Source organism: Maribacter vaceletii (genome assembly GCF_003634105.1).
Lineage (GTDB): Bacteria > Bacteroidota > Bacteroidia > Flavobacteriales > Flavobacteriaceae > Maribacter_B > Maribacter_B vaceletii.
This window is the reverse complement of record NZ_RBIQ01000007.1, coordinates 1,088,782-1,102,860: the sequence shown is the minus strand read 5'-3', so window position 1 is coordinate 1,102,860 and position 14,079 is coordinate 1,088,782. Positions and strand designations below refer to the sequence as shown.

Sequence of the window (14,079 nt, the reverse complement as noted above, 5' to 3'; positions counted from 1 at the left end):
AAAAGTACTCTATACATGAACTTGTCTTATCCTAAAAAAGAAAAACTAAAAAGCAAAAAGCGCATTGAGCAACTGTTCGTTGAAGGCAAAAATGTTACTAGTTTTCCTTTAAAACTAATCTATTTAGAAACTGCCCTTCCAGACCAAATAAAAGTACAAACAGGAGTGGCGGTTTCTAAAAAAAAATTTAAAAGTGCTGTAAAAAGAAACCGTATAAAACGCTTACTTAGAGAAGCTTATAGACTTAATAAAACCATAGTTTTGGGCAATACCGAAAAAAGCTATGCGTTTTTAATTTTATACATTGGTAAAGAAATGCCAACCTACGCTGTGATTGAAAAACAATTGCACTATTTATTTCAAAAATTTAATGCCAAAACAAATGCATAAATTGGTTAAGAAAAAGATTTTAATTCCGTTCGCAGCAATAGTAATTCTTATTGCCAGCTCTAGTTTTAAAAGTGATTTTTTTGAAATAGCGAAACAAATAGAAATATTTACAACGCTTTTTAAAGAGCTAAACATGAATTATGTAGATGAAACCAACCCTGCAGAATTAATGGATACTGCTATTAAAAATATGCTAGAGGGTTTAGACCCTTATACCAAATTTTTAAATGAACAAGATGTAGAAGCATATAAAATTAACAATGCTGGTGAATACTCTGGAATTGGCTCTTTAGTGCGTTCTTATAAAGATAAGTTACTAATAGTAGAACCATACAAAGACTACCCCGCAGATAAGGCTGGTTTAAAAGCTGGTGACGAAATAATAAAAATTGGAGAAATAAATGTTGCCGATTTTGATGATAATGCGAGTGAATTATTAAAAGGCGCTAATGGTACTTCTGTAACGGTAACTTACAAAAGACAAGGAGAAACCAAAACAACTACGATTAAAAGAGAAGGTATTGAAGTAGATGCTGTTCCTTTTTATAAAATGGTAGATGCCAAAACAGGGTATATTGTTCTTTCTAAATTTAATGCTAAAGCATCAGACCAAACAAAAGAGGCATTAAAAGATTTAAAAGAAAAAGGAGCAGAAAAAATAATCCTAGATTTAAGAGGTAATCCAGGTGGATTACTTTCTGAAGCTATAAATGTTACTAATTTATTTGTTTCTAAAGGAGAGCTAATTGTTACTACAAAATCTAAAGTAAAAAAATTCAATAGAGAATATAAAACTAAAAACAAAGCGGTAGATACAGAAATACCACTAGTAGTACTTGTAAATGGCAGAAGTGCTTCTGCTAGCGAAATTGTTTCTGGTAGTTTACAAGATTTAGATAGAGCCGTTATTATGGGAGCCAGAAGCTTTGGAAAAGGCTTGGTACAGCGCCCAATGAAACTTACCTATGGAACACAGCTTAAAGTGACCATATCTCGTTATTACACGGCCTCTGGAAGATGTATACAAGCATTAGACTATTGGAATAGAGATGATAGCGGAAATGCGGTTAGAAACACGGAATTTAATGATTTTAAAACCCGAAACGGTCGTAAAGTACAAGATGGTGGTGGCGTTTTACCAGATATAGAAATTGAAGCAGCAAAAACGAACGACTTAACAAAAGCCTTATTAGCTAGCCATACTATTTTTGATTATGCTACAGAATATAGTTATAAAAACAAAGTAGAAGATGTATCAAAATTTTCTTTTACAAATAATGATTTTGAGGTTTTTAAACACTTTGTTTCTAATAGCGATTTCTCTTTTGAAACTAAATCTCAAAAAGCCTTAAGAGAGGCTTTATCTGCTGAAGATAAAGAAATTTATGGTTCTAATGTGCAAGAAGGGTATAAGAACTTATTAGCCGAAATGGAAAAAAGTAAACTTAACGCGCTAGACACCTTCCAAAAAGAAATACAAAAGAACCTAGAGGACGAAATTGTAAAACGTTACTTCTATAGAGAAGGACTTTATAACTACTATTTGCAAAAGGATGAAGCCATTCTTGCTGCTACAGAGTTATTAAATGCCAATGAAAAATATAATTCTATTTTAAGGTAGTAATTTAAAACTCACAAGAAGCTTCATCCGATTTAATATAGTATTTTTTGTAATTCTTAGCCTTAGGGTTCATACAACCCTTAAGGTTTTTAATTCTTACATTTTTAAAATCTAATGGTTGTCCTTCACTTTGTAAGGCAATAAAACCTTCCGTTAATGCTTTCCCGTCTTTTTTTGTTTTAGGGTCAAACCCCTTTATTGGCCCACCTCCTATGGTAGGTTTTGTGTAGGTTAATACCAATTCTCCATTTATTATATGTTTCACAATAGAATCTCCTAAAACAATTAGCTCTGCTTTTACCCATTGTCCTTTAGGGTAAGTTTTAGAAGAAGATTTTATACAATGCTTTGTGGCTTTAACTCCATTATACACAATGTCTGTACCTGGAGAACACATATTACCTGTTGGCCTTTCTATTCCTTTTTCTATCTCGGCTAAAAATTGCATTTCTACAGAAATTGGCCAATTTTGTTCTTTTAGCATTGTTCTTGGATCCTGCGAATGAAACATAACTCCACTATTTAAATTTGTATGTTTTGGCGCACCCAAATACCAATCGCCAACAAACCTATAGTCCATTTCTAAATGAAAATAAGAATAAGGAGTATCATAATATAAATGACCAAAGCGGTCATTATAATCTCCTTCATATTTATCATACCTAACTTGTAAAATACTGTCTTTTACTCTAAACGTATCTCCAAAATTATCGCCCGTTTCATAGTGGTGTATTTTAGTTGTCCACCCGCTTAAATCTTCACCATTAAATAAATTTTGCCATTCTTTATCCTCTTCCTGTGCTATTATAAATCCTGAAATAAGACAACAAAATAATAACATAATTACCTGTAAAAATGAACTCGCGTTTTTTAAGCTTTTATTAAATAACATAAAGACGTTTTTTGTATTTTTTTTATAAGTTACTTCCTATTTTATAAACTGCAGTGTTTATTGTAACAAACTAACAAGTTGGTGCTTTCTTTTTATAATTCTGTATTTTAATTAAAAAAAGGAATTCAACTAAATAATACGTCTTTTACTCTGGTATTTATCTCTTTTTTAAAAAGTATTCTATTAGTAAAACAAACCTTTTGGTTTGTTTCTTCTTTTCATTAAAAATAACATCAGTCCTTAAAAATTGGAGTATTAGCCAAGTTAACTAAAGCTTTATCTTTTTCTTTTAGGATACGTTTGGTGCGCAAATATCTATCTACATTAAAAGCATCATAATTAGCTGCTTTGCTATCTACACTGCCTATTTGAACACGACCAGAACCGGAGGAATGAATAAATTCTTTGTTCCCAATCCACATACCTACATGTACTACTCTTTCTTTAGTAGAATCTGTTCTTTTTCTTCCAAAAAATAATAAATCTCCTTTTTGTAAATCTTTAAAATTCTTAACAGAATCTATCGATTTACCTGTATTTACTTGTTGTGATGCGTCTCTAGGAATTACCATTCCGTTTAAAAAATAGATGCTTTTTGTAAAACCACTACAGTCTACTCCCTTTGTAGAAGTGCCTCCCCATAAATAAGGTAATCCCATAAATTTTTTAGAAGTAGCTACTAAATTTTCTCCAGTGGGGTTTAGGTTAGATATCCAATTATCATATTTCATAACTTCAGTTTTTAAAACAAATCCTTTTCTGCCATCTGGAAAACCAACTTTATAAAACCCTTTTTCTTCACTCAAAAATTCCATAATACCTCCAGCAACAACATCAGATAGTATTTGCGATTCTTTGTCTATCTTAGAATAAACATATCCCATGGTGTTAGTATATATTATTTTTGGGGCCTTTTTCCATTGCAAAAAATCTTCATTACTAAGTGCTACAATTGCACCAGAATCTACCCATGAAATATATTTATCTGGTGTCTGAATCAAAACCCAATCTCCCTCTCTTTTTAAAATATTTACGGGTGTTCCTAATGTTGCTTGCGTTGCTAATTCTGCCGAATGTTTTGCATTGCTCCTAATATTTGCAACAGAAATAGTTACAATACCTTTTGTTTTTCCTTCCAAATCTGCTTTTGGTAGTATAGTAATACTATCTACAAAAATTACATTCTTTTCTTTTAAATCGTCCTTTAAAGCTTCTACTGCTTTTGGTAAATTACTTTCTCCTCTTAAAATATAAGTGTCTTCCTCTTTAACTGCCGAAACAGAAAATAATGCAACTCGTTTATCTGGGGCATATTCTTCATTTATTGCAGCAATTTCTCCCATTAATGGTATCTTTTCTAATTTTGAACTATCCACACAAGAGGAAAGTAAAAAACCAATAAAAAGCAGAGATAAACCCGTTCTATAATGCAATTCCATTTTTATATTTTTTTGAAAATTAGAAATTTTTAAGGACTTACTAACTGAATATTTAAAACTATCTTCTTCATTTTCCCTAATTTTAACCCGTAGCATATGAAAAAACTAAAAGTAATAGAACTTTTTGCGGGTGTTGGCGGCTTTAGGCTAGGGCTCGAAAAAACAAATAAATATCAGGTTATTTGGTCCAATCAATGGGAGCCAAGCACTAAAACACAACATGCATCTTTAGTTTATGAAGCTCGTTTTGGAACAGAAAACCATAGTAATGAGGATATTGCAGAGGTAGAAGTTTCTAGTATTCCAGATGCCGATATATTAGTTGGCGGTTTCCCTTGTCAAGATTATTCTGTTGCTACTACCTCTCAAAACTCTAAAGGTCTTATTGGTAAAAAGGGGGTTTTATGGTGGTCTATACATAAGATTTTATCAGAAAAGAAAAACCCGCCTAAATATCTATTTTTAGAAAATGTAGACCGTTTGTTAAAATCTCCAACCGCCCAACGCGGAAGAGATTTTGCTATTATGCTTAAAAGTTTAGACCATTTAGATTACGCTGTAGAATGGCGAGTTATTAATGCTGCGGATTATGGAATGCCACAAAGAAGGCGCCGTATCTTTTTCTTAGCATACCACAAATCAACAACGGTTTATAAAAAACTTAAGAAAGCTAATAAATTAGATTGGTTTAGTAAAGTAGGTACTGTTGCCAAAGCTTTTCCTATTTTACCTAAACTTGAGATTGATGCTACATTTACATTAGAAGAAGATTTAGTAACACTGTCTAATACCTTTAATAAAGAGGGTAAACTATCCCCTTTTCTAAACACTGGTGTTTTTTGTGATAGTACTGTTTATACCTCTAAAACAATACCTCAGCAAGTATCTAAGAAAACTGTTTTGGAAGATATTTTACAAAATGGAGAGGTTACTCCAGAATTTTATATTGATGAGAAAGACCTTGCTAAGTGGAAATATTTAAAAGGTTCTAAAAAAGAAGTTAGAACTGCTAAAGGTGGTTTTACTTATAATTATAGCGAGGGTGCAATGATTTTTCCAGATGCTTTAGATAATGCTTCTAGGACCATTATTACAGGTGAAGGAGGTAAAAGCGCCTCTAGATTTAAGCATGTAATTTCTTCTCCAAAAGGGCTAAGAAGATTAACACCTATAGAATTAGAACGTTTAAATATGTTTCCGGATAACCATACCAAACTAGAAGGAATATCGGACACTAAAAGAGCCTTCTTTATGGGAAATGCTTTGGTTGTAGGGGTTGTAGAGCGTATTGCAAAAGAACTTTATAATACTATTAATTCTTAATCTGTGGGAGTCCAAAGTAATTTTAAAAAGGACTTACAAAAAGAAAAAGAGCTTGCTGTATATTTAGATTCTCTGTATAAAACACATTTAAAAAAATATACTACACAACGTGTTCTTAATTACAAAAAACAATTACAAGGTATAGATGTTCTCTTTACACATAATGAAACGCAAGAAACATATAAAATAGATGAGAAAGCACAACTAGATTATATTGGAGAGGATCTGCCAACTTTTGCTTTTGAAATTAACTATATAAAAAATGATTCTCTTAAAAAAGGTTGGCTTTTTGATACTTCTAAAACCACACAATTTTATGCTTTAATAACTGCAATTTATAAAGACGAACCCAATAAATTTACTTCCTGTAAAATAACATTAGTAAATAGAAAAAAGTTAATTGCTTTATTAAAATCTAAAAAGATTACCCAAGATGTTTTGTGTAATTATTTAGAGAATGAGCATAAAACATATGGAAAAATAATTATTAAAGAGTTACATAATTATAGAGAAGGATATCTTTACTTTTCTTCCAAAAACAAAGCAGAAAGTCCATTAAATCTTATTCTAAAATTAGATTATTTAATACAAAAAGGAGTTGCTAAAAGGTTAATTTAAGGTTTTATACATACCCTGTAGTTTGTTTCCTTTTTAAAAGTTTAATTATTTTCCTTTAAATAAGGTATTCAACCAAGAAATAAGAAAATCACCTTAATCTTAGAGCATATTTCTTTATTATTAATCAAAGGAAACAAACTTGTTGGTTGGTTTTATAAAACTAGGGTTTATTCCGTTTTAAACATAGCAATATGTGGAATATTGTCCTCTAAATACCCTTCCCCTACTTGTTTAAAACCTAAGGAGGAGTAAAATTTTATTAAATACTCTTGAGCAGAAATATGAATTTTTATTTGATTAAAATGTGTTTTAATTGCTTGTATAGAAGCTTCCATTATTACTTTTCCATAACCGTATTTACGTTCCGACTTTTTTACCACTACCCTACCAATACTAGCATCTTTAAAATAAAATCCCGGAGCAAATATTCTAGTATATGCAACTACTTCGCCATTTTTTGTTCCTATAACATGCAAAGCATTTTGGTCTTTATTATCTATGTCTTGGTAAACACAATCTTGTTCTACTACAAATACTTCTGTTCGTAATTGTAAAACTTTATAAAGTTCTTGTGTAGTAAACTCTTTAAATGTTTTGGTTGTAATGTTTAACATTAGTCTTGTACTATTACATTTTTACTATCGCACTTGCCAAATTCTGGTTGAATGTTAACATGGTTAATTCCATAATTTTGGTATAGTTCTTCTTCTATTTGTTCTAAAATAATATCGAACTCCGATAATTTTATATCGGTATTAAAATCTATATGTGCTTCTAAATGTACCTCGTCTTCATTTAACTGCCAAATATGAACATGGTGTACATTTTTAACACTAGGAATTTTGTTAATAATAGCTACAATCTCTTTAACCTTAATAGTATCTGGAGTAAATAACATAAGAACTTTAGTAGAATCTATAAGTAAATCGTAGCCCATGTATATTAAATACAAAGCAATAGCTAAAGTAAGTAAGGGATCTACCCAATACATTTGAAAATACGCCATTAACAATCCGCCAATTAATACCGCAAAGGATGCTAACATATCTGTTAATAAGTGTAAGTAAGCAGATCGCATATTCATATTACTATCTGCATCTTTTTTTAAAAGAAAAACACTTAACCCGTTAGCTACTATACCTAATAGTGACAACCAAATAACCAAACTAGATTCTACATCTTGCGGATGCATAAATCTTTCTATTGCTTCCTTAATAAGAATTATTGCTACCACAATTAATGCTCCAGCATTAACAAAAGCAGCTATAATTTCTGCCCTTTTGTAACCAAATGTTTTATTGGTAGATGCATTCTTTTTAGAAAGCCTATTTGCTATGTAACTAATAATTAATGAAAGTACATCACTAAAATTATGAAGCGCATCTGATAAAAGAGATAAACTACCTGAAATAATACCACCTATTACTTGTGCAACAGTAATAACTATGTTTAAAAAAATAGAAAATATAAGATTTCTACCTTTTAAATCAGGATGTGAATGATTATGAGAATGATGCGTATGTGGCATAGTCAGTATAAATTTATAAAAATGAATACTGCTATTCTACTTTATAGTTAATTAAAGTATATAATAAATTATTTACAAGGTATTTTTTCTATTCTACGCTCGTGTCTGCCTCCTTCAAAATTGGTATTTAAAAAAGTATTTACCATTTCTAATGCCTGTGGTAAAGAAATAAAACGTGCAGGTAAACTTAATATATTAGCATCATTATGTTCTCTTGCTAACGCAACTATTTCTTTTGTCCAACATAAAGCAGAACGCACTTTTTGATGTTTATTAGCAGTCATAGAAGCACCGTTACCGCTACCACATATTATTATTCCTAAATCTACAGTACCTTTTTCTACATCATTAGCTACCGGGTGTACAAAATCTGCATAATCTACACTATCTGTACCATCTGTACCGTAGTTATTAACATCTATATTTAACGATTTTAATAAACCTACAATTGCAAGTTTATATTCTGTTCCAGCATGATCATTACCAATAGCTATTTTCATATGTTTAGGTATACTAATTAATAGTACAAATGTACAATACATAAGTGTATACCACAATAAATAGCTGTTTCACAACATATATTAATGTTAATAAAATTTAAGTTGTTAATTACACCTGCAAATAATTGTATTAGTTGTTAATAAACTTACCAAAGAAAATAACTTTTAAATTTTGATTTCTAATTTAGAATTTGCCTTATAAAAGAAATCCAAAAAAACTAATTAACTTCTTAGAATATAAAAGAAAGATATTAAGTTAATTTTTATAGAAGTTAACACTAAATTAATATTTAGTTATTATTAATTTCATGTTAACAGAGGTTATTAATATATGTTAATAAAATACGTAACATATTGATAACTATAAATTACAGACTTGTATAAATTGTCAATAAAAATATTAAACGGTTCAATACAAATTATTCTTCATTTTTTTATCCCCATTATTAACAAGCTATAATAACCACCATTGTTTTTTTAAATTTAATAAAAGAAAAATATTATATATTATATATGTTAATAACGTTAAATTAATTTTAGTGTAATGGATAAAATAAATAGTACTGAATTATAATTCGTAATTTTCCAATAAATTAGAAAGAAAGATTAATGTCAAAGAGAAATAAGAAAGCAAAGAATCATAGAAAGAACGAAATTACTAAAGGAATTTTTACAGTTTTAGAAAAAGACCCTAAAAAAAGCTTCACTTATAAACAAATAGCATCTAGAATACATATTACAGATGCGCATGATAGGAACCAATTAATAAAAAGATTGGTGCAGTTAAAAGAGAAAAAAAGAATCCTAGAAGAAACTAGAGGTCATTACAAGGCTATAGCTTCTACTAAAACTTATCAAACTGGTACTGTAGACCTTACCAGTAGAGGTAATGCATATATTGTTATTGAAGGAATGGATGATGATGTTTTTATTCCCAGTAATAAAGTAAATAAAGCATTTCATAAAGACACTGTTGAAGTATATGTTTTTCCGCAACGAAAAGGAAAAAAATTAGAAGGAGAAATCACCAAAATTGTTTCTAGAAATAAGACCGAATTTGTTGGTATTGTAGATATGCAAAAAGATTTTGCTTTTATAAGACCTACAGATCCAAGAATGTATACCGATATTTTTGTTTCTAAAGATAAAGTTGGTAAAGCAGAAGATGGCGATAAAGTAATTGTAGAAATTACAGAATGGCCAGATCGTACAGATTCTCCTTTTGGGGAAATAAAAGAAGTTTTAGGAAAACCAGGAGAACATAATACTGAAATACATTCTATTTTAGCAGAATATGGTTTACCACATGAGTTTCCTTTAGAAGTAGAACGTTATGCACAGCAATTAGATACATCTATAAAAGAAGAAGAAATTGCAAAGCGTAGAGATATGCGTAATGTATTAACCTGTACTATAGATCCAAAAGATGCAAAAGACTTTGATGATGCACTTTCGTTTCAAGTTCTTGAAAATGGAAATTATGAGATAGGGGTTCACATTGCAGATGTTTCGCATTATTTACAAGAAGATACTATTTTAGATGATGAAGCTTATGAAAGAGCAACTTCGGTTTATTTAGTAGATAGAGTGGTACCTATGTTACCAGAAATTCTTTCTAATAATGCATGTTCATTGCGTCCTAATGAAGAAAAATATACATTTTCTGCTGTTTTTGAAATAGATAAAAATGCAACTATTATTAACGAATGGTTTGGTAGAACCGTTATAAATTCTAACGAACGTTTTGCTTATGAAGAAGCACAACATATTATAGAAACTAAACAAGGAGATATTCCAGAGGATATATCTATTAGAAATTCTTCATATATAGTTTCAGATGAAGTAGTTAACGCTACTTTAACTATGGATAAATTAGCAAAAATAATGCGTGCTAAACGTATGCAAAGTGGCGCTATTTCTTTTGATAAAGTAGAAGTTCGTTTTAATTTAAATGAAGAAAGCGAACCAACAAGTGTGTATTTTAAAGAAGCAAAAGATGCTAATAAACTTATAGAAGAGTTTATGTTGTTAGCAAATAGAAAAGTGGCTGCTTTTATAGGAAAACAAAAACCAGAAAAAACATTTGTGTATAGAATACATGATGATCCTAATGAAGAGAAGTTATTTGCGCTTAATGGAATTATTTCTCGTTTTGGACATAAGTTAGACTTTAAAGATAAAAAATCTATTAGCGTGTCTTTAAATAAGCTTCTAGAAGATGTTAAAGGTCAAAAAGAACAGAACTTAGTAGATACGCTTGCAATACGTACAATGAGTAAAGCAACCTATACTACAAATAATATTGGACATTATGGTTTAGCGTTCGATTATTACTCGCATTTTACATCGCCAATACGTAGGTATCCAGATGTTATGGTGCATCGATTATTGCAACATTATTTAGATGGTGGTAAAACTGCTAATGCAGAAACTTATGAAGAAAAATGCAAGCATTCTTCTGAAATGGAAATTTTAGCATCTAGAGCAGAAAGAGATTCTATTAAATACATGCAGATTAAATTTATGCAAGATCACCAAGATAAAGAGTTTGTTGGTGTTATTAGTGGTGTAACCGAATGGGGTATTTATGTAGAAATTATAGAGAATAAGTGTGAAGGAATGGTAAGTATTAGAGATATAAAAGGAGATTATTATATCTTTGATGAGAAGGAGTATGCTATTACTGGAGAAAAAACAAATACAACCTATCAATTAGGAGATGAAGTTATAGTAATGGTAAAAAATACCGATTTAATAAAACGACACTTAGATTTTTCTCTTATAGGAATAAATGAAAAGGTTTCTATTTTGGAATAACTTTTGTTTTAGTACGTATATACATACTTAAAAACGAATATGAAAAAAACAGTTTTATTTTTAATTTTTATCGCAATTAGTCTACAGACTCTATGCGCTCAAAATGAAAAAATAACCGTAAGATTATCTGAATTTTCAGAACTAAAAGGTTTTGATGGTCTCTCTATTAATCTAATTAAAAGCACAGAAAATAAAGCAGTAATTTCTGGTGATAATATAGATAAAGTTGTTTTTGTAAATAAAGAAGGTATTCTTAAAATACGAATGGAAATCAATAAAATATTTAGTGGTTATAAAACTTTTATAGATTTATATTATACCAAACCTATTATAATAATTGATGTTAATGAAGATGCAAGAATAACCTCAAAAAAAACAATACAGCAAGATGTGTTAGAACTAAAAGCACAAGAAGGAGGAGAATTAATTATTGCTGCAGAGGTAGAACAACTTTTAATAAAAACAGTTACTGGTGGTGTTATAGAAACATCAGGAACAGCAGATTTACAAGATGTAGCTATTAATACAGGAGGTATTTATGAGGGTAAAAGTTTAATTACTAAATTTTCTACTGTAAATGTAAATGCTGGTTCTAGAGCAGAAATATATGCATCAGATTATGTAAAAGCTTCTGTAAAAGCTGGTGGCGAAGTATTAGTATATGGCAACCCTGCTAAATTTGAAGAAAAAACTGTTTTTGGTGGTAAAATAACTAAAATGTAATTTTACTCTTATATGCTAGAAGATATACAGGCTGCTATTCCTCTCGGGTTTTTACTAAGTTTTATGATTGGTCCTGTATTTTTTGTGCTTTTAGAAACTAGTGCAATTAAAGGTTTTAGAGCAGCAATTGTTTTTAACTTAGGCGTAATTATTGCCGATATACTTTTTATTACCATAGCTTATTTTAGTAGTTTTCAATTATTAGAAAACTTAAGTAACGAACCTGGATTATATGTTTTTGGAGGTGTAATATTAGTAATATATGGTATCACTAGTATTGTAAAGAAAGAAGCAAAAAAGGAAGAAACTATAAAAGTATCCTCTGGGCATTATATTAGTTTATTTGTAAAAGGCTTTTTACTAAACTTCATAAATATTGGAGTTTTAGTTTTTTGGCTTGGAATAATAATAGTAGTTGGTCCTAGCTTAGATAATGAGTCTAATAGAATTGTAGTTTTCTTTTCCGCAGTATTACTAACGTATTTTATAGTAGATATTTTTAAAATCTTATTAGCTAAACAATTAAAAAGAAAATTAACTTTTGAGAGAATAAGGTTAGTAAAAAAGTTTCTTGGAGTTGTTTTAGTTATTTGCGGATTAGTACTTATTATAAAAGGTTTTTTACCAAAAGACAAATTTACTATAGAAGAAGGTATAGAAAAAATGGAGCAAATAAGAGAGTAATAATGTGTTAATAAACAGCATTTTAAATAAAAAACCCTCTATTAAGAGGGTTTTTTTGGAGGCATCGAGCGGATTCGAACCGCTGTACAAGCTTTTGCAGAGCTGTGCCTAGCCACTCGGCCACGATGCCATTTTAGTGGTGCAAATGTAATGCCTTATTTTTAGCTTTCAAAAATATATAATCAGGATCTTTTAGATTTTAATGTAATAGTTACTTTTTCTACATCGCCACCTATAGGAGGGTTTATTTTAGAAACAACTACAGATACTTCCATAACTATATTGATTTCTAGTAAAATACGTTGAATAATTCGGTCTGCTACATGTTCTAAAAGCTTAGCTGGGATAGCCATTTCTTCTTTTACGATATGATTTATATGCACATAATCTACAGTATCTTTTAGATTATCTGACGCAGCTGCATTAGTTAAATCTGCTTTTACAGATACATTTACTAGATAATCACTACCTATTTTAGTTTCTTCTGCTAAGCAACCATGATAGGCATAAACCTTAATATTAGTAACTTCTATTATTCCCATGAATATCTTTAATTTTTTACAAAATTAAAGGAAACATTTGGTTTTTAATACGTACATCTACAATTACTAACACCTTGGAATAAATCTAAACCTAAAGTTACTACATGTGTTCCTGTACTATACCCTAAAATTTCATTAAGAATTACTTGATACGAATATCCAAAATAAAAATTACTCTTTTTTAAACCAACAATTGGAGCTATATATAATGGATCACCAATTTGATCATTTAAAAAACGGTAAGTAACACCAGCATAGTAATAGTCTTCAAAATCATACCATCTAAATTTCACATTTAAATCGGTAACAGATCTACCATCACTCTCAAATAATTGAAAGAATACAGAAGGTTCTATTTCTAAATTACTGTTTTTACTTCTTTTATATCTATATCCAGTATACGCGTAATAGTTTCTTAATCTATTAGGTTCAAAAATTGGATTAAATTTTGATAAATCTTTATCAATTATGTTAGATGCATTTGCACTTATATAAAATTTATCTTTTCTATATAATAAACCTACATCAAAGTTATGATTGGTTGTAGCTCTATCATCTGTTACACTTGGATCTATGATACTAAAGTTTTCAATATCTATCCTAAACTGGTTAAAATTATACGATAAACCAAAGGATAAGAACTCATCATCATACCTATCTATAGTTAAGTGATGGGCAAAAGATAACCTAGCTCCTCTTTGCTTAGTTTCTCCATTACTATCATTATATAATAAAATACCAACACCAGATTTTTCTCCTAAACGCATATCTGCAGCTAAAGATTGCGTGTCTGGCGCATCTTTAATTCCTACCCATTGCGTTAATCCATTAATCCTAATTTTTACATGATCTCCAATACCTGCATAGGTAGGCGACATTACAAAAGGGTTATCTGCTAAATATTGCGAGAGCTGTGGTAAGGTTAACTCTTGCGCTTTAGCACCAAAGACACTTAGTAGGAGGAGGACTAAGGTTAATAATTTATTATACATACTAGTTTAG

14 protein-coding genes and 1 tRNA gene are annotated in these 14,079 nt (G+C 29.9%); 7 read left to right on the top strand and 8 right to left on the bottom strand.

The window, feature by feature from the left end; translation table 11 throughout:
• The first annotated feature begins 15 nt into the window (after positions 1 to 15).
• Both rnpA and CLV91_RS04465 read left to right on the top strand, forming a co-directional pair.
• Entirely contained in the window at positions 16 to 390 is a 375-nt protein-coding gene (rnpA, locus tag CLV91_RS04470) for a ribonuclease P protein component (RefSeq protein ID WP_121064379.1), read from the top strand.
• Complete coding sequence (locus tag CLV91_RS04465; protein ID WP_121065722.1) at positions 383 to 2,011, top strand: S41 family peptidase; 1,629 nt, start codon at positions 383 to 385, stop codon at positions 2,009 to 2,011. Before rnpA ends, CLV91_RS04465 begins: the two co-directional genes overlap by 8 nt.
• A gap of 4 nt (positions 2,012 to 2,015) precedes the next feature.
• Here the strand turns inward: CLV91_RS04465 and CLV91_RS04460 are convergent, their stop codons facing one another.
• A complete protein-coding gene (locus tag CLV91_RS04460) occupies positions 2,016 to 2,852 on the bottom strand; it encodes a 3-keto-disaccharide hydrolase (protein ID WP_121064377.1) in 837 nt (278 codons plus the stop codon).
• A gap of 284 nt (positions 2,853 to 3,136) precedes the next feature.
• On the bottom strand, positions 3,137 to 4,342 hold the full coding sequence (locus CLV91_RS04455) for a C40 family peptidase (RefSeq protein WP_121065719.1): 1,206 nt from the start codon (positions 4,340 to 4,342) through the stop codon (positions 3,137 to 3,139).
• Positions 4,343 to 4,438: 96 nt separating this feature from the next.
• On the opposite strand from CLV91_RS04455, the gene CLV91_RS04450 reads away from it, so the two are divergent.
• Positions 4,439 to 5,665, top strand: coding sequence for a DNA cytosine methyltransferase (locus CLV91_RS04450; protein WP_121064376.1), 1,227 nt, complete (start codon positions 4,439 to 4,441; stop codon positions 5,663 to 5,665).
• A gap of 3 nt (positions 5,666 to 5,668) precedes the next feature.
• Positions 5,669 to 6,283: a hypothetical protein gene (locus CLV91_RS04445; protein WP_121064374.1), complete on the top strand. Its 615-nt coding sequence runs from the start codon at positions 5,669 to 5,671 to the stop codon at positions 6,281 to 6,283.
• A 167-nt stretch (positions 6,284 to 6,450) separates the two neighbouring features.
• Here CLV91_RS04445 and CLV91_RS04440 read toward each other — a convergent pair whose 3' ends face one another.
• The 3 genes from CLV91_RS04440 to CLV91_RS04430 form a co-directional block, all read right to left on the bottom strand.
• The gene (locus tag CLV91_RS04440; protein ID WP_121064372.1) at positions 6,451 to 6,897 is read right to left on the bottom strand and encodes a GNAT family N-acetyltransferase; all 447 of its coding nucleotides are present in this window, start codon (positions 6,895 to 6,897) and stop codon (positions 6,451 to 6,453) included.
• Positions 6,897 to 7,811: a cation diffusion facilitator family transporter gene (locus CLV91_RS04435; RefSeq protein WP_121064370.1), complete on the bottom strand. Its 915-nt coding sequence runs from the start codon at positions 7,809 to 7,811 to the stop codon at positions 6,897 to 6,899. The genes CLV91_RS04440 and CLV91_RS04435 overlap by 1 nt, the downstream gene beginning before the upstream one ends.
• A 68-nt stretch (positions 7,812 to 7,879) precedes the next feature.
• A complete protein-coding gene (locus CLV91_RS04430; protein WP_121064368.1) occupies positions 7,880 to 8,311 on the bottom strand; it encodes an RpiB/LacA/LacB family sugar-phosphate isomerase in 432 nt (143 codons plus the stop codon).
• Between the two features lie 609 nt (positions 8,312 to 8,920).
• On the opposite strand from CLV91_RS04430, the gene rnr reads away from it, so the two are divergent.
• The 3 genes from rnr to CLV91_RS04415 are packed head-to-tail and all read left to right on the top strand — an operon-like array spanning position 8,921 to position 12,535.
• Positions 8,921 to 11,128, top strand: coding sequence for a ribonuclease R (gene rnr / locus CLV91_RS04425; protein WP_121064366.1), 2,208 nt, complete (start codon positions 8,921 to 8,923; stop codon positions 11,126 to 11,128).
• 39 nt (positions 11,129 to 11,167) lie between these two features.
• A complete protein-coding gene (locus tag CLV91_RS04420) occupies positions 11,168 to 11,851 on the top strand; it encodes a head GIN domain-containing protein (RefSeq protein WP_121064364.1) in 684 nt (227 codons plus the stop codon).
• Positions 11,852 to 11,863: 12 nt separating this feature from the next.
• The gene (locus tag CLV91_RS04415; protein WP_121064362.1) at positions 11,864 to 12,535 is read left to right on the top strand and encodes a LysE family translocator; all 672 of its coding nucleotides are present in this window, start codon (positions 11,864 to 11,866) and stop codon (positions 12,533 to 12,535) included.
• 56 nt (positions 12,536 to 12,591) lie between these two features.
• Here CLV91_RS04415 and CLV91_RS04410 read toward each other — a convergent pair.
• The 3 genes from CLV91_RS04410 to CLV91_RS04400 all read right to left on the bottom strand — a co-directional run bounded on the left by CLV91_RS04410 (position 12,592) and on the right by CLV91_RS04400 (position 14,069).
• Positions 12,592 to 12,665 (bottom strand) — tRNA-Cys (locus tag CLV91_RS04410).
• 52 nt (positions 12,666 to 12,717) lie between these two features.
• Complete coding sequence (gene folB, locus CLV91_RS04405) at positions 12,718 to 13,077, bottom strand: dihydroneopterin aldolase (RefSeq protein WP_121064360.1); 360 nt, start codon at positions 13,075 to 13,077, stop codon at positions 12,718 to 12,720.
• A 44-nt stretch (positions 13,078 to 13,121) separates the two neighbouring features.
• Positions 13,122 to 14,069: a PorP/SprF family type IX secretion system membrane protein gene (locus CLV91_RS04400; protein ID WP_121064358.1), complete on the bottom strand. Its 948-nt coding sequence runs from the start codon at positions 14,067 to 14,069 to the stop codon at positions 13,122 to 13,124.
• Positions 14,070 to 14,079 lie beyond the last annotated feature (10 nt).